Consider the following 18,377-nt stretch of genomic DNA (forward strand, 5'->3'; position numbering starts at 1 on the left):
TCCACGTCAAAAACGGCATCCCCTGGTTCATCCCACCGCCCCACATCGACCCCCGCCAACAACCCCGACAAAACCACCACCACAAAACATGAACCGCCGCCCAGCCCGGGCCGATGAGGAGAGCCGCGCCCGTGTCCAGGCATGCGGGATCCACCGGTACTGGGTGGGTCACTAATTCCGCAACCCAAAACAGAAACGCCCAGCCCCTCAAATCGGGACCAGGCGTTCCGGTGAAACGAAACCGGCGGCTGCTATGCGTCCTGCCAGCCACGGCCTTCCGTGAACGTGGCAACGAGAGTGCCCACGCCGGCCTGCATCGAGTTCGAGGGGTCTTCGTACAGGAACCCTTCCGTCGCCCGGCTATGGGTAATGAGCTGCTCGGCTTCGAGCTTCGCTTCGGGCACGGCGGCACCGATGATTCCGGTGCGCGCGGGAAGTTCGGGAGTGTGCACTACGTCGGCGTTGGTCTCCGAGAGCGGAATAGTGGTCCCGGAGCGAATCTCGTCGTGCGGAAACTCGAATTCGGCATCGTCGGGGGCAGCAGGAATCGTGTACTCCAGAAAGTAGTTCATGTCCCCAGCCTTGCAGATAACCGCCACACCAGAAAACCCCGTCCCTGTGCCCGCGGGCATGAATATCCTCGTGCCCTCTGAACGGAAACGCAAGCAAAAGGACGCTTCGCTCCTACCGTCCCGCCGCGTATCCCTGCGCACCCCGAGGGTTCGCGGCAGCCTGTAGCACGCCCGTCCGGGGATCGCGCACGACGGCGGACAACCGTCCCAGTGTCCAGCCGCCAGCCCTGGTGATCCGGTGTCCGCGACGTTCGAGTCCGGAAATAACGTCGTCACCCAACCGATCCTCGATCACGGCGCCGCCGGGTTCCCATGTGCGGGGCCAGAAGGACCCGGGCATCGACGTCGTGTGGAACGCCGGCGCGTCGATGGCCTGCTGTGGCGAGTACCCGCCGACGATAGTCCGCAGCAGGTACAGCAGCTGCCACTGGTCCTGCTGGTCTCCCCCGGGCGAGCCGAGCGCGGAAACAGCAACGCCATCGCGCAGCACAAGCGTTGGCGTCAGTGTGGTCCGCGGCCGCTTGCCCGGCGCCAGCGTGGACGGCGTTCCGGGATCCAGCCACGTCATCTGCAGTCGCGTGCCCAAGCAAAACCCGAGCTCGGGGATCGCCGGCGACGACTGGAGCCAGCCGCCGGACGGCGTGGCCGAAACCATGTTGCCCCAGCGGTCCACAACGTCGATGTGGCAGGTGTCGCCGCGGGTTTCCCCGTTGGACGCCACGCTGGGTTCGCCGATGGTCGGTTCGCCAACACCGGCGGCAGCGGCCGCGGAACCTGTTCGGCCAGGAGCGGCTGCAGCTCCGAAAGCCGGCGGCCTGCCGGCGTCATTCGACCCCGAGGGCGGAAAATACTCGGTCCGCAGGGCAGGCACGTACGGCTCGCGTCCAAAAACAGATCCCGGGCGGAACTCCAGCGACGCACTCTCCGCAATAAGTTCCCGGCGCGACGCCGCGTACTCTTCCGACAGGAGGTAATCGAGAGGGACGTCCGCGTCGCCGTAGTACGCCTCGCGGTCCGCCAGTGCGAGCTTCTGGGCCTCCAGAATGGTGTGCGCCCCGAGCTCAGTGGACGGGTCGAGGTGGTCGTCATCAAAGCCGGCCAGGATCGCAAGCGTCTGCAGCAGGGCCGGCCCCTGCCCCCACGGGCCGGTCTTGGCGATGGTGTGCCCGCGGAACTCGAACGTGGCCGCTTCCTCATACGATGCGCGGAACCCGGCCATGTCGGCCATCGTCATGACGCCGCGGTGGTCGGTCCCTGCCGAGTGCCGGTGCGGTGTCCGGACACTTTCGGCCACCGAACGGGCCACGAAACCCTCACCCCACTCCCTGCGGGCGGCGTCGATACGCTCCTCGCGGGTGTGCGCCGGCTCCGCGGCGAATGCCTCGCCGAGGCCGGCACCTGCCTGAACCAGTTTCTGGAGGGTGCGGGCAAGCGCCGGATTCCGGACCAACTCGCCCTCCACCGGGATGCGTTCCTCCGGCATCCACAATTCGGCAGATGTGGGCCAGTGCTCGCGGAATAGGCCCGCCACGGCCGAGATCGTCCTGCAGACGCGTGCCAGCACCGGGTGGCCGTCGCGCGCGTACCGGATGGCGAAGTCCAGGACTTCCGCCAGCTCCCATGTGCCGTGGTCCCGCAGCAGCAACAGCCAGGCGTCGACGGCGCCGGGAACCGCCGCGGCGAGGGCGCCCGATCCTGGCACCAGTTCCAAGCCCTCGGCGCGGAAGTGCTGGACGGAAGCGCCCACCGGCGCCGGGCCCTGGCCCATCAGGACCACGGGCTTCCCAGGCTCCTCGGCCGTGCTGAAGACGCCTGTCATGTCGCCGCCGGGCCCGTTGAGGTGCGGTTCCACCACGTGCAGCACGAACGCGGCGGCCGTGGCCGCGTCGAATGCGTTGCCGCCCCGCTCGAGCACAGCCTGCGCGGTGCCAGTGGCGAGCCAATGGGTCGTAGCAGACATGCCGAACGTGCCCTGCAGCGTAGGACGGGTGGTGAATGTCTCCGGCCTCGTAAAACTCATAGGGGCTACTGTAGTCACCGGCTTCCGGACGGTCCGGAATACGGCGCCCGCGACACGCTCCGGCGGCGCCGGGGCCTACTTGCCCAGGCCAGCCCGCCTTAGTGCTTCGGCCATGGCCGTATCCGCTGGAGCTGGCCGCTGGCCGGACTGCTTCGGCTGTCGCCTGGCGCTGTCGTCTGCCGCAGGCCGGCCCGAACCGCCGCCCTGCCGCGTCCCGGGCTTTCCACCAGATTGACCTGAAGCACCCGTCTGGTTGCGGCCACCTTCCCGGCCAGCGGACTCGCGGCCGCCTTCCGGGTTGCCTCCTGCCGGGCGGCCGACGGCGCGGCCGCCTTCCCGGTCCCGGTCGCCGCCGCGTCCCCCAGGCGAGCGTCCCCCAGCCGAGCGTCCCCCGGCGGACCGATCGCCGGACCGGTCGCCGGAAGCCGCCGGTTCGTCGTCGAGCCTCAGCGTGAGCGAGATCCGCTTCCTTTCCGGGTCGGCCTCAAGCACCTTCACCCGGACCACCTGTCCGGACTTGACCACCTCGCGGGGATCGGCGACGAACCGGTTCGCGAGCGCAGACACGTGGACCAGCCCATCCTGGTGAACCCCGACATCCACGAACGCGCCGAAGGCGGCCACGTTGGTGACGGTTCCTTCCAGGACCATGCCGGGCCTGAGGTCGGAGATCTTCTCGATGCCCTCGGAGAACGCTGCCGCCTTGAACGCCGGACGCGGGTCACGTCCCGGCTTTTCGAGCTCGGCGATGATGTCGCGGACCGTGGGAAGCCCGAAGGTGCCGTCCACAAATTCAGCAGGGTTCAGCCGCCCGGCATCTGCCAGCGGCGCAAGACCGCTTCCGGGGGCACCGGACCCGCGAGAGGCGCCGGCCGCCGTCAGGATCTTCCGGGCCACCGAGTACGCTTCGGGGTGCACGCTCGACGCATCCAGCGGTTCCGCTCCCCCGGTGATCCGCAGGAACCCGGCACACTGTTCGAACGCCTTGGCACCCAGCCTCGGCACCTTCTTCAGCTCGCTGCGCTTGGCGAACGGCCCGTGCTCGTTGCGGTACGCCACGATGTTCTCGCTCAGCAGCGGCCCGACGCCGGCCACCCGGCTCAGCAGCGCCGGCGACGCCGTGTTTACATCCACACCCACGGCGTTCACGCAGTCCTCCACCACGGCATCCAGGCTGCGGTCCAGTTTCGCGGCCGTGACATCGTGCTGGTACTGCCCCACGCCGATCGATTTCGGATCGATCTTCACCAGCTCGGCCAGCGGGTCCTGCAACCGGCGGGCGATGGACACCGCACCGCGCAGGGATACGTCCATGCCCGGGAGTTCGGCGGCGGCAAGGGCGGACGCCGAATATACCGACGCGCCGGCCTCGGACACCACCAGCTTCTGCGGCGCCGCACCAGAGGCCGCACCAGCCCCGGAGCCGGCAGCTGCGGAGAGCTGCTTGATCAGTTCAGCCGCGAGCTTGTCCGTCTCGCGCGACGCCGTTCCGTTGCCGATGGCCACGAGCTCGACGGCGTGCTGCCGCGCCAGCCGGGTCAGCGTCGTCAGGGCTTCGTCCCACTTGCGGGCCGGCGCGTGCGGGTAGACGGTGTCCGTGGCCACCACCTTGCCGGTTTTGTCGACCACCGCCACCTTCACGCCGGTCCGCAGGCCGGGGTCGAGGCCCAGAGTGGAGCGGTTTCCGGCGGGCGCCGCCAGCAGCACGTCGCGGAGGTTGGCGGCGAAAACGCGCACGGCCTCGTCCTCCGCGGTGGCGAACATCCGTCCCCGCAGGTCGGCCGTCAGCCGCGCCAGCACCCGGGAGCGCCAGGCCACCTGCGCGGTCTGCAGCAGCCACGGGTCGGCGGGCCGGCCGCGGTCGGCAACCCCGAGGAACCGGGCCACGGCGGATTCGTAACGGGTGCGCGCGGCGGCCAGGGCGTCGTCGTCGGCCGGGTCCGCCTCGGCGAGGTCCAGCTCGAGCACGCCGTCCTTCTCACCGCGCAGGAGCGCCAGCACGCGGTGCGACGGCATTCCCGACGGCGCCTGGGAAAAATCGAAGTAATCCGCGAACTTCTGCCCCTCGGATTCCTTGCCCTTCTTCACCCGGGACACCATCCGGCCCTGTGTCCACAGCCGCTCGCGCAGGTTCTCGGCAAGGTCCGGATCCTGGGCCACACGCTCCACGATGATGGCCCGGGCGCCGGCGAGCGCCGCAGCCGCGTCGTCGACGGCGTGCTCCGCGTTCAGGTACTTGGCGGCCTCGCGCTCGGGATCGAGGTCGGGACGCTTGAGCAGCACGTCGGCGAGCGGTTCCAGCCCGGCCTCGCGTGCGATCTGCGCCTTGGTGCGCCGCTTGGATTTGAAGGGCAGGTAGATGTCCTCGAGCCGGGACTTCGTATCGGCAGCCACGACGGCGGCCTGCAGTTCCGGGGTCAGCTTCCCCTGCGCGGCAATCGCCTCCAGGACAGTACGACGGCGGTCCTCCAATTCCCTGAGGTAGCGCAGGCGCTCGTCGAGCTCGCGGAGCTGGCCGTCGTCGAGCGTCCCGGTGGCTTCCTTGCGGTAGCGGGCGATAAAGGGAACCGTTGACCCGCCGTCGAGCAGTTCCACGGCCGCCTTGACCTGCCATGCCTTCACGCCGAGTTCAGCGGCGATCTGTTCCGCAATGTGGGCGGCAACGTCGTCCGTGCCGTGGCCGCGGGCCGGCCCGGATGCGGCGGTGTCCTTCGGCCTTGTCCCGGCGGCGGAGGCGGGGCTGGGCGTGGGCGTGGCGGGGTGCTGCGGCTGTTGGGTCACCAGAACATTTTGCCCTACGCGCGCGGATCCGCGGCGTTCAAGTGCTTGAGGGGCAACCAAACCGCACTACCCACAACCGCCCTTAAGTGGTGTAGTGACTTTATGCAGCGGGGGTCTTCGACTTAGGCGGCGCATCATGCAGGAATTGCTCATCATTCTCCAGGACGGCTTCAACGACGATGAGGTCGCAATCACGGTCAACGGCAAGGAGGCCCGGTACGACCGCGATGTCACTACCCGGGCGCTGTTGGGCATGGCCGAGGAAGTCTCCGTTGAACTGCCCGCAAAAGGCGCAACGGTGGGGGTTGAAGTCACCAGCCGCAATCTCAGTGCAGAAATGAAGCTCCACGGCAGGCCGCGGAGCCTCCTTGTGTCCATTGAGGACGGCGAGCTGGTGCTCAGCGAGGGGACCGGCCGCGAGGCGTTCCTCTAGTGCAGGCTTAGTGCCGCCGCCTAGCTTCGGGCCGCGCCCGGCAGTGACAGTGCCTCGTCCAGTACTTTTCCGAAGTTGGCGGCGTCGTGTGCAAACCGTCCGAGGAACAGACCCGACACACCGTTCAATGTGGGCAGCAGGCCGGGTTTCGCGGAGCCGCCGTAGATGACGGGCAGGTCCTGCAGCGCCTGGGCACCGAGCAATTCCCGCAAAGTGCGTACGACGGCGGACACGTACTTAGCGCTGGCAGGCTCGGTTGCGCCGATGGCCCAGACGGGTTCATAGGCGATGGCCAGCCGGGCGGCCAGGTTCCAGTCGCCGCCGACCGCGGCCTCGATCTGTCCGTAGACGAAGCGGGCGGCGCCTTCCGCGCCCGAGGTACTGTCGGCGCCGGCTGCTCCGTCACGTGACGTGGTCTCGGCGCCGCGCGACTCCTCCCCCACGCACAGCAGCGGGGTGACGCCGGCGCCGTCGGCCGCCTTGACCTTGAGCGCGATCATGGCGTCGTCCTCGCCGAAGTGCCGCCGCCGTTCGGCGTGCCCGATTTCCACCAGTCCGACACCCAGTTCGGCAAGCAGCGACGGCGACAGCTCGCCGGTCCACGGGCCGTCGGCCCAGCCGCAGTTCTGGGCGCCCAGGACCAATGGCGATCCGGCAACGATCTCCCCCGCTGCGGGAAGCATCGGGAAGGAGGGAATCACGAACGGGACCACCCGCCCGGCCGCGAGGGCCGGGCGGGCGTCCACCTGTTGGCGCAGTTCGTCCAGCCAGCGCAGGCTGTCCCGGTAGCCCAGGTACATCTTGGTGCTGACGCCGACAAGAATCGTTCCGGGGTCTTTGATGGCCTGGCTGAGCTGGGTCACGGGGTTCCTGCCTTTGCTGGGTTACTGCGGTGGTGTTGCTGCTGACTACTTTTCCAGCAGTGCCTGATCCTGGGCAGTGCCTGCCTTACCTGTGGCGCTGGTTTCGAGCAGGTCGTCGGCCTGGTTCTTGAACTTCCGCGTGCCGATCATCATGACCGCGGCGAGGAACGGCAGCACACCGAGCGCGTAGACGCCCATGGTTCCGGTGTCCGAGGCGGTGACCTGGTTGACGGTGGTGCGCAGGATCGGGGCCACGAAGCCGCCCAGGTTGCCCAGCGAGTTGATGAGCCCGATGCCGGCCGCGGCGGCAGTTCCGGTGAGGAACGCCGTCGGATACGACCAGGCGATGGGGCCGATGGAGAGGAAGCTGCACACCGCCAGGGTGATGAACACGATGCCCAGCGCCGGGAGGTGGTTGGCGCCGGCCCAGGCGGAGCCGAAGATGCACAGGCCGGTGGAGATGAACAGCCCCGTGCCCCAGACGCGGCGGCGGATCACGGTGTTGGCAGCCTTGCCGATGAAGTAGCAGGCGAAGATGCCGAAGAACCACGGAATGGCGGCCATAAGTCCGACGGCGAGGCCAACCTTCTGGCCGGTCAGCTGGGCCACCTGCTGGGGCAGGTAGAAGGTCACGCCGTACACGGCGATCTGGAGGCAGAAGTAGATGATGGTGAAGTACCAGACGCGGCCGTTCTTCATCGCTGCCAGGACGCCTCGCGGGCCGGATTCTTCCTTGACCGTGTCCTCGAGGGCCATGACGTCCTGCAGGGCCTTCTTCTCATCCTTGTTGAGGAACTTGGCGTCCTGGGGGCTGTTGATCAGGAAGAAGAAGGCGGCGATGCCGGCGAGGACGGCGAGCATGCCCTCGACGAAGAACATGACCTGCCAGCCCTGGACACCGGGAACCTGGTCGCCGATGTTGATCAGCCAGCCGGACAGCGGGGCGCCCATCATCTGGGAGAACGGCTGGGCCAGGTAGAAGATGGCGAACATCTTGACGCGGACCTTGTTCGGGAACCACGCGGCAAGGAACATGATGACGCCGGGGAAGAGCCCTGCCTCGGTAACGCCCAGCAGGAAGCGCAGGATCACGAAGGAGGTCTCGTCCTGCACGAAGGCGAAGCAGGCGGAGACGATGCCCCAGGTGACGGCGATGCGTGCCAGCCACACCTTGGCGCCGAACCTGGTCAGGAGCAGGTTGCTGGGGATTTCGAACAGGGCGTAGCCGATGAAGAAGATCCCGGCGCCAAGCGCATAGGCGCCCGCGCTGATGCCCTTGTCCGCTTCGAGTGCGGCCTCGGCGAAGCCCACGTTGGTGCGGTCCAGGAAGGCCACCACGTACAGGATGACGAGCATCGGCATGAGCCGGAAGGATGCCTTGGAGATGGCCGATTTGAGGACCGGCGAGTCCAGCAGCTCCTTCGTGGTGGATGGTTTGGTGACAGTCATTCAAACTCCTCTTTGAGTAAAAGTGAGCAAATCAGGTGTTTAGAGCGAAAAGGCGATGAGCAGCACGCCCGCCAGGCTGGCGAGGATGCCGATGGCCAGGTAGATCTTGCGTTCCCTGGTCCACGGTCCCTGGGCCTGAACCTGGGCGGCTTGGGCGTGGGCGGTTAGGGTGCGCCGGGCGGCGTGGGTGCGCTGGGGCATGATCGGTCCTTCCTAGTGCATATAGAGGCCGCCATCCACATTCAGCGTCTGGCCGGAGATGTAACCGGCGTCCTCGCTGATGAGGAAGGCGATGGCTGCCGCGATGTCGCGGGTGGAACCAACCCGGTTGACCACCAGGTCCCGGACCAGTTCGTCCTTGCGTTCCTGGCTGAGGGTGCCGCCCATGATGTCGGTGTCGATAGGGCCGGGAGAGATGGCGTTGACAGTGATGTCGTGCTCCCCCAGTTCGCGGGCGGTGGCGCGGGTCAGGCCGATCACGCCGGCCTTCGCCACGGAGTACGGGGTCTTGGAGAACGTCCCGCCGCCGCGCTGGGCGGAGACGGAGGAGATGTTCACGATGCGGCCAATCCGGTTCTTCGCCATGGATTCGGCGACGCGGCGGGTGGCGTAGTGGACGCCGTTGAGGTTGATGTTGAGCACCCGGTCCCATTCCGCGGCGTCGAGTTCCAGGTACGGGACCGGTGAGCTGACGCCGGCTACGTTGGCGAGGGCCACGATCTGGGGCAACTCCGCCTCGATGGAATCAATCGCGGCGCGGACCGATGCCTCGTCGGCGACGTTCGCCCCCACACCGTGGGCCTTCACGCCGTACTGGCTGGCGATCTCCTTGGCTGTGGCCTGGCAGAGGGCGTCATCCAGGTCGATGATGCCGATGTTCCAGCCCTGCTCTGCCAGGTAGTTGGCGGTGGACCGGCCGATGCCGCGCTCCGAGACGGCTCCGGTGACGATGGCCGTGCGCTCGGACGGAAATGTGCTCATGGACGTGCTCCTAAGTCGTTTGCTGGACCGGATTCTGCACGGCGGCAGCCCGCCCCAGCGCGGGTGAAATGGGCAGCACAACAGGAGGGCAGCTGCCCGGAGGCAGCGCCCAACTGGTGTGGTGCCTGGTGAATGACGCCGTGGTTCAGCGGCGCCCTGAGTTGGTCGCGGCTTCGCCGGATGGCGCCTAGTTGATCGGGGCCGGGCCGAGTTCCTCGATGAGCTTCTGCATGGCGACGTAGGCCTTGTTGCGGTAGGCGATCAGCTCGGGCGTCCGTTCGGCCGGCACATTCAGGAAACCTGCGCCGGTCTTCGTGCCGAGCTTGCCTGCCTCCACGAGGTCCGTGAGGATCTTCGGTGTGGCGAAGCGCTCCGGGAAATCGGTCTGCAGCGACTTGTAGCAGAAGTTGTAGACGTCCAGGCCGGCCATGTCGGCGATGGCGAAGGGGCCGAAGAACGGCAGCCGGAAGCCGAAGGTGGTTCGGACCAGCGTGTCCACGTCCTCCGCCGTCGCGATGCCCTGCTCCACCAACTGCGCGGCCTCATGGAACAGGGCGTACTGCAGGCGGTTCAGCACGAACCCGGTGACGTCCTTGACCACGGCCGTCTCCTTGTTGGCGGAGTGGACCAGGTCGCGTACAGCGGCAACCGTCTCGGTGGAGGTGCCCTCGTGCGGAATGATTTCCACGCCGGGGATGAACGGCGACGGGTTGGAGAAGTGCACGCCCAGGAAGCGTTCCGGGTTGGCGACAGGCTGGGAGAGCTCGGCGATGGAGATCGTAGAGGTGTTGGAGCCGATGATGGCGTCCGAGCGGGCGGCCGCGCTGATGCGGGCCAGGGTCTGGTGCTTGATGGCGATGATCTCGGGCACGGCTTCCTCGATGAAGTCGGCGTCGGCCACGGCTTCCTCGATGTCCTTCGCGGCCCAGAGGTTCTGCTTCAGGATCGCGGTGGAGCCTTCCGGAAAGAGCCCGTCGGCAACGAACTGGTCGGACTCGGTGAGCAGGCGTTCGTAGTTCTTCTGCGCCACCTCGGCGGACACGTCAGCGAGGGCAACCCGCGCCCCGCCGAGGGCGAGGACCTGGGCGATGCCGCCGCCCATGTAGCCGGATCCGACGACGGCGAACTTGCGTGAGCTGTTGGGTGTTTCGGTCATGGTCAGTCGGCCTTCGTGTAGTCGGGTTCGTACGAGCAGATGGCGTCCACCTTGGCGGCGGAGGAGGAGTTTTCATCGAAGCGGTGTTCCAGCCATTCGCCCACGAGCTTCTTGGCGAGTTCCAGCCCGATGACGCGCTGGCCCATGGTGAGGACCTGGGCGTTGTTGCTCAGGACGGAGCGTTCCACGGAGTAGCTGTCGTGCGCGGTGACGGCCCGGATGCCGGGAACCTTGTTGGCGGCGATGGCCACGCCGAGGCCGGTGCCGCAGATCAGGAGTGCCCGGTCTGCTTCGCCTTCGGCCACCTTGCGGGCAGCGGCCACGGCCAGGTGCGGGTAGGCGGTGGAGTCGTTGGCCGCGACGCCGATGTCCACGACGGAGGCGACGCGCGGATCCGCCTCCAGCAGGGCCTTCAGTGCTTCCTTGTATTCGACGCCGGCCTCGTCGTTGCCGATGACAATGCGCCAGCCTTCTGTGTTGCTCATTCCGTTTCTCCGTTTCCGGCCGTCGAGGCCATGTGGGACGCGGCCGGTGTGGAATCGGCCGGTTCAGATGCGAGGTAGGCGGCCACGCGCTCGGCAATCAGCCCGAACGAGACTGCGCCGGGGTCCGGGTGGCCGAGGCTCTTTTCAGCCAGCGGGCGGGCGCGGCCCTTGAGGGGACGCAGGTCCGCTGTCTGCCGCGCCGCTTCGGTGGCCGCGGCGGCAGCGGCGGTGAGGGCACCGCCGAGGGAGGTCCCGCCGTCGTACGCTTCCTTGAACGCGTCCCGGAAGGGCAGGAGGGCGTCCACCATGGTCTTGTCCCCCGGCTCTGCCTTGCCGAGGTCGGTGATGGCGCTGCTGAAGGCGGTCACGGCAGCCGTTGCGTCAGCGGCTGCGTACGAATCGCGGTTGCCCAGCGCGAGGCCGGCGGCCATCACGGCCGTCCCCCATAGCGCACCGGAGGTTCCGCCGGCGCGTTCGCTCCAGGCCTCGCCTGCGGCGGTGAGCACGCGTTCCACCGAGGCTCCGGCCGCAGCGTTCTGCTCGCCGGCCGCAGCGGCCGCATCTACGCCGCGGCGCATGCCGATGCCGTGGTCGCCGTCGCCGGCAATTGCGTCCAGGTCGCCAAGTTCCGCTTCATGTTCGACGACGACGGCCTGCACCTGGGCGAGGACGGCAGCTGCCAGCCGGCCCAGGTTTGCGGACGCCGCGGTTGCCTGTTCAGTGTCCGCTTCCGCTGCTTCATCGGTGGCGGTGAGTTCACGGCGGGTGCGGGGTGCGGTGTTGCCCTTGCGGTACGCAGGGGTGTCGGCCGGCGCGGCCCAGAACTGCTCGAGTTCGTCGTCGAGCCACAGCAGGGTGAGGGAGAGCCCGGACATGTCCAGGCTGGTGACGAGTTCGCCGCATTCCGGCTCAACAACGGTCAGGTCGGCGGCGTTGAGGAGCTTTTCGACCTTGCCGAAGAGGAGGAAGAGCTCGTCGTACTTGACGGTGCCCAGGCCGTTGACAATGGCAACGACCCGGTCGCCGGCGTCGTCCGGCTTGTCCTCGAGAAGCCGGGAGACCAGGAGCTCGGCAAGTTCGGAGGCGGTGGGCATGGGGTGTTCGGAGATACCCGGTTCGCCGTGGATGCCCAGGCCCAGCGACATCTGCCCGGCCGGGACGTGGAACAGCGGCTCCGATGCGCCGGGAAGGGTGCAGCCGTCGAAGGCGACGCCCAGCGACCGCGTGCGGTGGTTCGTCTTGATGGCGAGGCGCTCCACCTCGTCCAGGCTCAGGCCCGCCTCGGCCGCGGCGCCAGCGATCTTGAAGACCGTCAGGTCGCCGGCGATGCCGCGGCGCTTCTCGGTCTGGTCCAGCGGGGCGCTGGCGATGTCGTCCGTCACCAGCACGGTGCGCGTGTCGATGCCCTCGGCGTTGAGACGGAGCTGCGCCTGGCCGAAGTGCAGTACGTCACCGGCGTAGTTGCCATAGCTCAGCAGCACCCCGCCACCGGCATTGGCTGCCTTGGCCACGCGGTAGACCTGACCGGCCGCTGGCGAGGCGAACATGTTGCCGCACGCAGAGCCGGCGGCCAGGCCCGGTCCCACCAGGCCGGCGAAGGCCGGGTAGTGTCCGGAGCCGCCGCCCACCACGAGGGCCACCTGGCCGGCGGGGATCTCGGTGGAACGGACAACGCCGCCGTCAACACGGGCAACGTACCCGCGGTTGGCGGCCACGAAGCCGTCCAGTGCCTCGTCTGCGAAATCAGCGGGATTGTCGAAGATCTGGGTCATGGTTCCTCATTGAATCCGGGTTGTTTGATCAGTTGTGGTGGGTTTCCTGCGCCGCAGCGTCTCTAGCGGGCGACGGCGGCCGGCTGCTGCCGCCCCTGTGCCACCTGGCTCTGGCCGAGGGCATAGCCGTCCTTCTTGGGCAGCACGTGGCGGCGCAGGTAGTCCTGGTTGGTGGCCGTCACGGAGAGGCCGTCGCCGCCGTAGTGCTCGGTGCACAGAATGCCCTGGAAGCCAACGGAGAGCGCCACTTTGAAGGCCTCGCGGTAGTTGATGAGGCCGCTTTCCATGGGAGCGGGCATGGCAACGTACATGTCGCGGGCCACGTCCTCGTCACGGATGTAGTTCTTCATGTGCCAGTAGTTGGAGTACGGCAGGGTTTTGGCAACCATTTCCCGCCAGTCCTCGATGGGCCGGTGCAGACGGATCAGGTTGCCCAGGTCCGGGTTGAGGCCGACGTTGGACAGGCCGATGTCCTGGACGAACTGCACGGAGGAGTCCGCGGTGCCGATGTAAGTGTCCTCGTACATCTCAAGCGAGAGCAGGACGCCCACTTCTGCCGCGTGCCGGCCAAGTTCCTGGAACCGCGTGACGGCGTTGTTCCAGGCTTCCTTGTCGCCCACCTGGTCCTTGTGACCTTCGACGGTCCAGAACCAGAGCTGCTTCTGCTGTTCCGGGGTGATGGCCTGGTGCAGGCCGAAGGAGACAACTTCGCAGCCGAGTTCCGCGGCGGCGTCGATCGTGCGGTGGCTGTAGGCCAGGTTGTCCTCCCACTTGCCCTCCTCGATCACGCTCTGGCGGATGGCGGAGATGACCGGGATACCGATGCCGACGCTGTCGGCCGTCTGCTTGAACTCGGCGAGGCGCTCCTTGCTGAGGTCGCCGGGACGGACCCAGCTGTCCGTGAGGTCGGCGTTGGCGAAGCCGGCTTCCTTGACCTCGGTGAAGACGTCCGCCCAGGCGGAGGCGTCAGCGTCGTTGATGTGGGTTCCCTGGGCGTCGACGCCCGGGAACTGCAGCAGTGCCGCGGTGATAGGCCAGTTGTCGGCGGTGTAAGCCATGGTGTTCACTCCCTCGTGGAATCCTGTTTCCTATAGGATTTACTATCTAGTAAGAGTTGTCAAGGTCACATCTCCCCGGCCGGCTCACCGCGATTGCCGACCATCGAAGATCCTATAGGGATGACGTCCGCATGTGAAGTGCCTCACCCCCGAGGCGCCACGCCTGAGATAACGAGTCGTTGCACCCTCCACGCTACGCCTCCCCCAACTGGGTAGCACCACAGGGCGTTCCCAGCGCTGGGAACGCCCTGTAGTGCTACTTACTTCGGGATTTACGGGCGCTACCCGAGGAGGTTACTCCCCCGGGGCGTCCGCCATGGCGCGTTCGCGGACCTTCTGGATGTGGGCCGCCATGGCTGCCCCAGCCTTCTCCGGGTCACCGCTGGACAGCGCATCCAGGACGGCCTGGTGCTCGGCGATGGCATTCTCGGCGTCAGTGATTCCCACTCCCCCGAAAAGCCGGAACCGCTGGACCTGTCCGCCAAGTGCGGCGTAGGCGCCAACCAGGAACTGGTTGTCCGTCTGCTGGGCAATCAACTGGTGGAAGCGCTCGTCGGCCTCGAGGTAGTCCTTGTACTCGGCAAAGGACGGGCCGCGCGGCGCGGATTTCAGGTCCTGGACTGTCTGCTCAAGCTCGGCGAGGCGGTGCGGGTTCAGGCGCGAGCATGCAAGGCGGGCGTTGACGGGCTCGATCGCGAGGCGGGCCTCCATGAGATCCGCAAAGTCCTCCCGCGTGAATACCGGGGCAACACGGTAGCCCTTGAGCGCCACCCTGCGGACCATGCCGGTGTGCTCCAGGCGTGCCAGTGCCTCGCGGACGGGCGTCGGGGATACGTCCAGCTCGCGGGCAGTTCCGTCAATGCTGACGGCGGCCCCGGGCTCCAGCCTGCCGTCCATGAGCGAGGCCAGCAGCTCCTCGTAGACGTGGTCGGCCAGGACTTGGCGGCTGACAGTCCGGCCTCCCTTGCGCCCGGTCGGATCCTCGGGCCGGCTGCCGGAGCGGGTGCCGTTGGACGCTTTTTGCATGTTCAGATCCTATAGGGACGCCTCAGGGAAGGCCTGCACGTTCAGGCTGTCGTTACGGCGCGCACTTGACCTTGCCGCCGTTTGCGATACCCAGGGTCCATTCTGCGGTCGCCTTCTGACCGTCCGAGAATGTAGCGGTCACGCGGACTGTCATGGGGTTGGCACCGGCGTTGGCAACGACGATGGGCGAGTTCTCGGTCAGCGTGAACGTCTGCGCGTTGGGGTCGGCGGGATACTCAATGGCGGGAGGGCCGTAGGTGCCGTTGACCTGGCGGGCAAGCGTGAGGAGGGTGGGCGTCTGAGCGGACGTTGCGGTCAGAGTCGCCGTCTTTTCGTTGGCGCTGGGGGTGCAGGCCAAGGTTATTGTCGGCGGGCCCCAGTTCGCAGCAGCCGTAACCGACATGGTCGCCGTCGCCGACTGTTGCCAAAGCGCGACGGCGGCCGTGCCGCCGATGCCCAGCAGCACCGTCAGCACAAGGGCGAAGAGTGCCAACATGGCGCCGGGGACCCTGGCCCGGACGACGTCGGGGGTATTCATGCCGCCGCTCCTGCTTCCCGGCGCCGGCTGCGGAAGTTCCGGATGATGAGCACGGCACCGTACGCGATGAGGCATGCAGCGCCGACCGTCACCCAGAGGCCACGGTCGGAGTTCCCGAGTGCGTTGGCGACGTAGCCGACATACGGGACAGCGTAGAAGAGCTTGCCCTTCACCTGCAGCTCGCGGACGGGATTGGGGTCGTTGATGTCGTTGTTGTCGCCCTTGGTGATGAGGGTTTTCTCCCCCGTTTGCGTGGTTCCAAAGCCAATGATGCGGTGAGACTCCACCGCGGGCTTGCCTGACTCCAACTGGAAGGTGATGACATCTCCGGCCTTCAGTTCGCTGAAAGCAGTGGGCTTGACCACCAGGTAGGTGCCCGGCGAGTACTTCGGTGCCATCGAGTTCGTCAGCACCGCGTAGGTCTGGGAGCCCGTGACCTTCGGGAAGATGATGAGTACGAGGGCCGCGAACACCGCGGCCATCAGCAGCACGAAACTTACCGTTCTGCCCGTCGCCGCGAGCCACCGGAGAGGCCGGCGGACCGCACCGCCAGCCGGACGGACAGCAGCCGCGTCCGCCGTCGGAAGAATACTAGGCGCAGCCACTGGGCACCCCGCAGAGCTGCGTCGCAGTGAGGGGAATCGTGACGGTCACGGATTGTCCTTTCACGGTGGCCGGAGCGTTGGAGGCGAGCCTGACCTCAAAACAGAGTGTTGCGCTGGTTCCCTTTGGGACCGCGACGGATGTCAGGCCCCCGGCGGGGATAGCGAGGTAGTTTGTGGTGCCGCAAGTGCCGGCGGTAGCCGCGGTCCTGGCGGCGACGGTGACGTAAGTCGCCAAAGCGCCACCCGCCACGTTGCTGACTACCGGTGCGCCCGCGGTGACGCTGATGTTGAACTGGCCGCCGGCGTCGGAATTATTGATGGCAGAAACGCTGGAGTAGACGGCGTTTCCCGGCGTCAGCGCCGTGGATGGATTGAGCGAAATGATTGCCGCTTGCCCCCCGGGCAATGTCATGTTGGTGACCTGGCCCGTAGGCGTTCCGGTGAGACTGACGTCGAAGGATGCAGCGGTTGCTGTTCCAGGTGTCGCGGAGGCTGCAACTGCCCATAGTGCATAACTCCCTTGGACGGTCAGGAGGCCCATGAGCGTTGCCGCGGCGACCAGTGCCGCGGCCCGCAGGTGGCGCGGGATGCCCATGGCTCCTCCTGACCCTCATTCGATTGCTGAAGTGAACTTCCGGCCGCCCTGAGCGGCGGCCGGAAGCGGCCTATGACAGGCCGGGCTGGGTGATCTGCTGCAGGGTGAAGGCGACGTTGCCGAAGTTGTAGTTCGCGCCGACGTCCGTGCGGCCGGTGGTGGTAGCGGACTTGAATGCGAAGGTGATGGTCGCGGTGACCGTCTTCGACGTTGTCAGCGGATTGGTTACAACCGCGCTGGGGGTGCCGGCAGTCAGTACGGGCGCACTGACGGTCACGTTCGCGGGGGTGAACCCGTTGTTTGCGCCTGTGCCGGTGGCCGTGATGTTTGCGGCCATTTTGTCGCCCGACAGGGTCACGGTGAGGACCTGGGTGTAAGTAAGCGTGTCGCCCGGCACAACCCTGTAGGAGGAGATGTCCACGGCGTTGCCGGAGCCGTCCTTCCACACGCCGGTGGCGGCGCTGACGTTCAGGTCACCGGCGATGATGGTGCCGGGGGTGGCGGAATCTGAGGCGTTCCAGGAGGCCAGCGTTCCGCCGCCGCCCAGCAGCAGTGCGGCGCCAACGGCAATGGCAGCGGTTCCCTTGATCAGTGCGCTGTTCTTCATGGTGAGACCCCTCGGGTTCTTTGTGATGAATATGTTTCCCCTGCACAGAACAATGCAGGGGCCCGCTCAGTTATCCATGCCGCAAAAGGTCAAGATTCACTCAAGAAAGTTGCCGCTTAAACCAATGAAACCGCCCCGAAAGGGACGGTTCCGTTGGTCTTATACGGCTGCTAGGAGCCGCAGGAGTGCTAGGCCGGCTGGTACACCGGGTAGTCGGTGTAGCCCTTCGCGCCCTCGCCGTAGAACGTGGACTGGTCCGGTTCGTTCAGCGGCAGTCCCTCACGCCAGCGGCGGGCGAGGTCCGGGTTGGCGATGGCCGGCCGGCCCACCACGACGGCGTCAGCATGCCCGTCAGCAACGAGCGCCAGAGCCTCCTCGCGGGTGGTGATGACGCCGAAACCGGTGTTGACCAGGAACGTGCCATTGAAACGTGACCGCAGGTCCTGGACCAGGTCGCCGGTCGGGTCGGCGTGCAGGATGCTCAGGTAGGCCAGGTCCAGCGGGGCGATGGAGTTGACCAGCACCTCGTAGGTTGCCCGGACATCGGCGGCATCGGTCTCGTCGATGCCCTGAACGTTGTGCTCGGGCGAGATCCGAATGCCGACACGGCTGGCACCCACGGCCTCCACGACGGCGTTCACCGTCTCAATGACAAAGCGGGCGCGGTTTTCGGGCGAACCGCCATAGCTGTCGGCGCGGACGTTCGTGTTCGGCGCCAGGAACTCGTGGAGAAGGTAACCGTTGGCGGAGTGCAGCTCAACGCCGTCGAACCCTGCCTCAATGGCGTTGCGTGACGCCGTGACGATTTCCTCGCGGACGATGGGCAGCTCGTCGATGGAAAGCTCGTGCGGGACGGGGTGCGGCTGCTTGCCGTTGTACGTTCGCGTTTCACCTTCGACGGCGACCGCGCTGGGCGCGACGACGCGGTGACCGCCGTTGATGTCCTCGTGCGAGACGCGTCCGCCGTGCATGATCTGGGCGAAGATACGGCCGCCCTCGGCGTGGACAGCGTCGGTGACCTTCTTCCAGCCGGCAATCTGCTCGGGTGTCACCAGCCCGGGCTGTCCGGGGTAGGAGCGGCCGGCCGGGGCGGGATAGGTTCCCTCGCTGACGATCAGGCCGAGCGACGCGCGCTGGCGGTAGTGCTCCACCACGAGCGGGCCGGGTACGCCCTCCCTGCCATTGCGAAGCCGGGTCAGGGGTGCCATGACGAGCCGGTTGGAAAGTTCGTGCTCGCCGAGTGTCAGCGGGGAAAACAGCATGCGGAGTTCCTTTCAGAATGCATCAGGTTCACCAGCTGTAACTGAAGCGCGCGTGCAACTATTCCGGGTGTGGCGCAGTTCACTTCCCCAGCCCCCACACAAAGTCCGACGGCGGCACCCGGGTTGGGTGCCGGCGTCGGACTTTCCGTTGTCTCTGGCCCACCCCCTAAGGGT

18 protein-coding genes are annotated in these 18,377 nt (G+C 67.0%); 1 reads left to right on the forward strand and 17 read right to left on the reverse strand.

Annotated features, from left to right (window positions below):
• Positions 1 to 251: 251 nt before the first annotated feature.
• From ACFQ50_RS16105 to ACFQ50_RS16115, 3 genes are all read right to left on the reverse strand, one after another.
• Complete coding sequence (locus tag ACFQ50_RS16105) at positions 252 to 572, reverse strand: hypothetical protein (protein ID WP_377996651.1); 321 nt, start codon at positions 570 to 572, stop codon at positions 252 to 254.
• Positions 573 to 684: 112 nt separating this feature from the next.
• A complete protein-coding gene (locus tag ACFQ50_RS16110; RefSeq protein ID WP_377996652.1) occupies positions 685 to 2,592 on the reverse strand; it encodes a gamma-glutamyltransferase family protein in 1,908 nt (635 codons plus the stop codon).
• Between the two features lie 75 nt (positions 2,593 to 2,667).
• Positions 2,668 to 5,373: a Tex-like N-terminal domain-containing protein gene (locus tag ACFQ50_RS16115; protein WP_377996653.1), complete on the reverse strand. Its 2,706-nt coding sequence runs from the start codon at positions 5,371 to 5,373 to the stop codon at positions 2,668 to 2,670.
• 136 nt (positions 5,374 to 5,509) lie between these two features.
• Between ACFQ50_RS16115 and ACFQ50_RS16120 the strand changes: the two genes are divergently transcribed.
• Positions 5,510 to 5,806, forward strand: a complete 297-nt coding sequence (locus ACFQ50_RS16120; protein WP_377996654.1) for a hypothetical protein — start codon at positions 5,510 to 5,512, stop codon at positions 5,804 to 5,806.
• A 20-nt stretch (positions 5,807 to 5,826) separates the two neighbouring features.
• Here the strand turns inward: ACFQ50_RS16120 and ACFQ50_RS16125 are convergent, their stop codons facing one another.
• The 14 genes from ACFQ50_RS16125 to ACFQ50_RS16190 all read right to left on the reverse strand — a co-directional run bounded on the left by ACFQ50_RS16125 (position 5,827) and on the right by ACFQ50_RS16190 (position 18,203).
• Positions 5,827 to 6,669: a triose-phosphate isomerase family protein gene (locus ACFQ50_RS16125; protein ID WP_377996655.1), complete on the reverse strand. Its 843-nt coding sequence runs from the start codon at positions 6,667 to 6,669 to the stop codon at positions 5,827 to 5,829.
• A gap of 45 nt (positions 6,670 to 6,714) precedes the next feature.
• A complete protein-coding gene (locus ACFQ50_RS16130; protein ID WP_377996656.1) occupies positions 6,715 to 8,118 on the reverse strand; it encodes an MFS transporter in 1,404 nt (467 codons plus the stop codon).
• Between the two features lie 39 nt (positions 8,119 to 8,157).
• Complete coding sequence (locus tag ACFQ50_RS16135) at positions 8,158 to 8,319, reverse strand: hypothetical protein (protein WP_377996657.1); 162 nt, start codon at positions 8,317 to 8,319, stop codon at positions 8,158 to 8,160.
• A 12-nt stretch (positions 8,320 to 8,331) separates the two neighbouring features.
• Positions 8,332 to 9,099, reverse strand: coding sequence for an SDR family NAD(P)-dependent oxidoreductase (locus ACFQ50_RS16140; protein ID WP_377996658.1), 768 nt, complete (start codon positions 9,097 to 9,099; stop codon positions 8,332 to 8,334).
• Positions 9,100 to 9,286: 187 nt separating this feature from the next.
• Positions 9,287 to 10,255: a 3-hydroxyacyl-CoA dehydrogenase family protein gene (locus ACFQ50_RS16145; RefSeq protein WP_377996659.1), complete on the reverse strand. Its 969-nt coding sequence runs from the start codon at positions 10,253 to 10,255 to the stop codon at positions 9,287 to 9,289.
• A 2-nt stretch (positions 10,256 to 10,257) separates the two neighbouring features.
• On the reverse strand, positions 10,258 to 10,740 hold the full coding sequence (locus ACFQ50_RS16150) for a ribose-5-phosphate isomerase (RefSeq protein ID WP_377996660.1): 483 nt from the start codon (positions 10,738 to 10,740) through the stop codon (positions 10,258 to 10,260).
• Entirely contained in the window at positions 10,737 to 12,512 is a 1,776-nt protein-coding gene (gene dhaL, locus ACFQ50_RS16155) for a dihydroxyacetone kinase subunit DhaL (protein ID WP_377996661.1), read from the reverse strand. The genes ACFQ50_RS16150 and dhaL overlap by 4 nt, the downstream gene beginning before the upstream one ends.
• A 62-nt stretch (positions 12,513 to 12,574) precedes the next feature.
• Positions 12,575 to 13,570, reverse strand: coding sequence for a sugar phosphate isomerase/epimerase family protein (locus tag ACFQ50_RS16160; RefSeq protein WP_377996662.1), 996 nt, complete (start codon positions 13,568 to 13,570; stop codon positions 12,575 to 12,577).
• Between the two features lie 294 nt (positions 13,571 to 13,864).
• Positions 13,865 to 14,596 carry a GntR family transcriptional regulator gene (locus tag ACFQ50_RS16165; RefSeq protein WP_377996663.1) on the reverse strand — a complete coding sequence of 244 codons (732 nt, stop codon included), beginning with the start codon at positions 14,594 to 14,596 and terminating at the stop codon, positions 13,865 to 13,867.
• A 52-nt stretch (positions 14,597 to 14,648) separates the two neighbouring features.
• Positions 14,649 to 15,134, reverse strand: a complete 486-nt coding sequence (locus ACFQ50_RS16170) for a hypothetical protein (RefSeq protein WP_377996664.1) — start codon at positions 15,132 to 15,134, stop codon at positions 14,649 to 14,651.
• A complete protein-coding gene (locus ACFQ50_RS16175) occupies positions 15,131 to 15,625 on the reverse strand; it encodes a signal peptidase I (protein WP_377996665.1) in 495 nt (164 codons plus the stop codon). Before ACFQ50_RS16175 ends, ACFQ50_RS16170 begins: the two co-directional genes overlap by 4 nt.
• 100 nt (positions 15,626 to 15,725) lie before the next feature.
• Positions 15,726 to 16,334, reverse strand: coding sequence for a hypothetical protein (locus tag ACFQ50_RS16180; protein ID WP_377996666.1), 609 nt, complete (start codon positions 16,332 to 16,334; stop codon positions 15,726 to 15,728).
• A 70-nt stretch (positions 16,335 to 16,404) separates the two neighbouring features.
• Complete coding sequence (locus ACFQ50_RS16185) at positions 16,405 to 16,941, reverse strand: alternate-type signal peptide domain-containing protein (RefSeq protein ID WP_377996667.1); 537 nt, start codon at positions 16,939 to 16,941, stop codon at positions 16,405 to 16,407.
• A gap of 188 nt (positions 16,942 to 17,129) precedes the next feature.
• Complete coding sequence (locus tag ACFQ50_RS16190; protein ID WP_377996668.1) at positions 17,130 to 18,203, reverse strand: alkene reductase; 1,074 nt, start codon at positions 18,201 to 18,203, stop codon at positions 17,130 to 17,132.
• Between the last annotated feature and the right edge of the window lie 174 nt (positions 18,204 to 18,377).

Source organism: Arthrobacter sp. NPDC056493 (assembly GCF_042795115.1).
GTDB lineage: Bacteria > Actinomycetota > Actinomycetes > Actinomycetales > Micrococcaceae > Arthrobacter.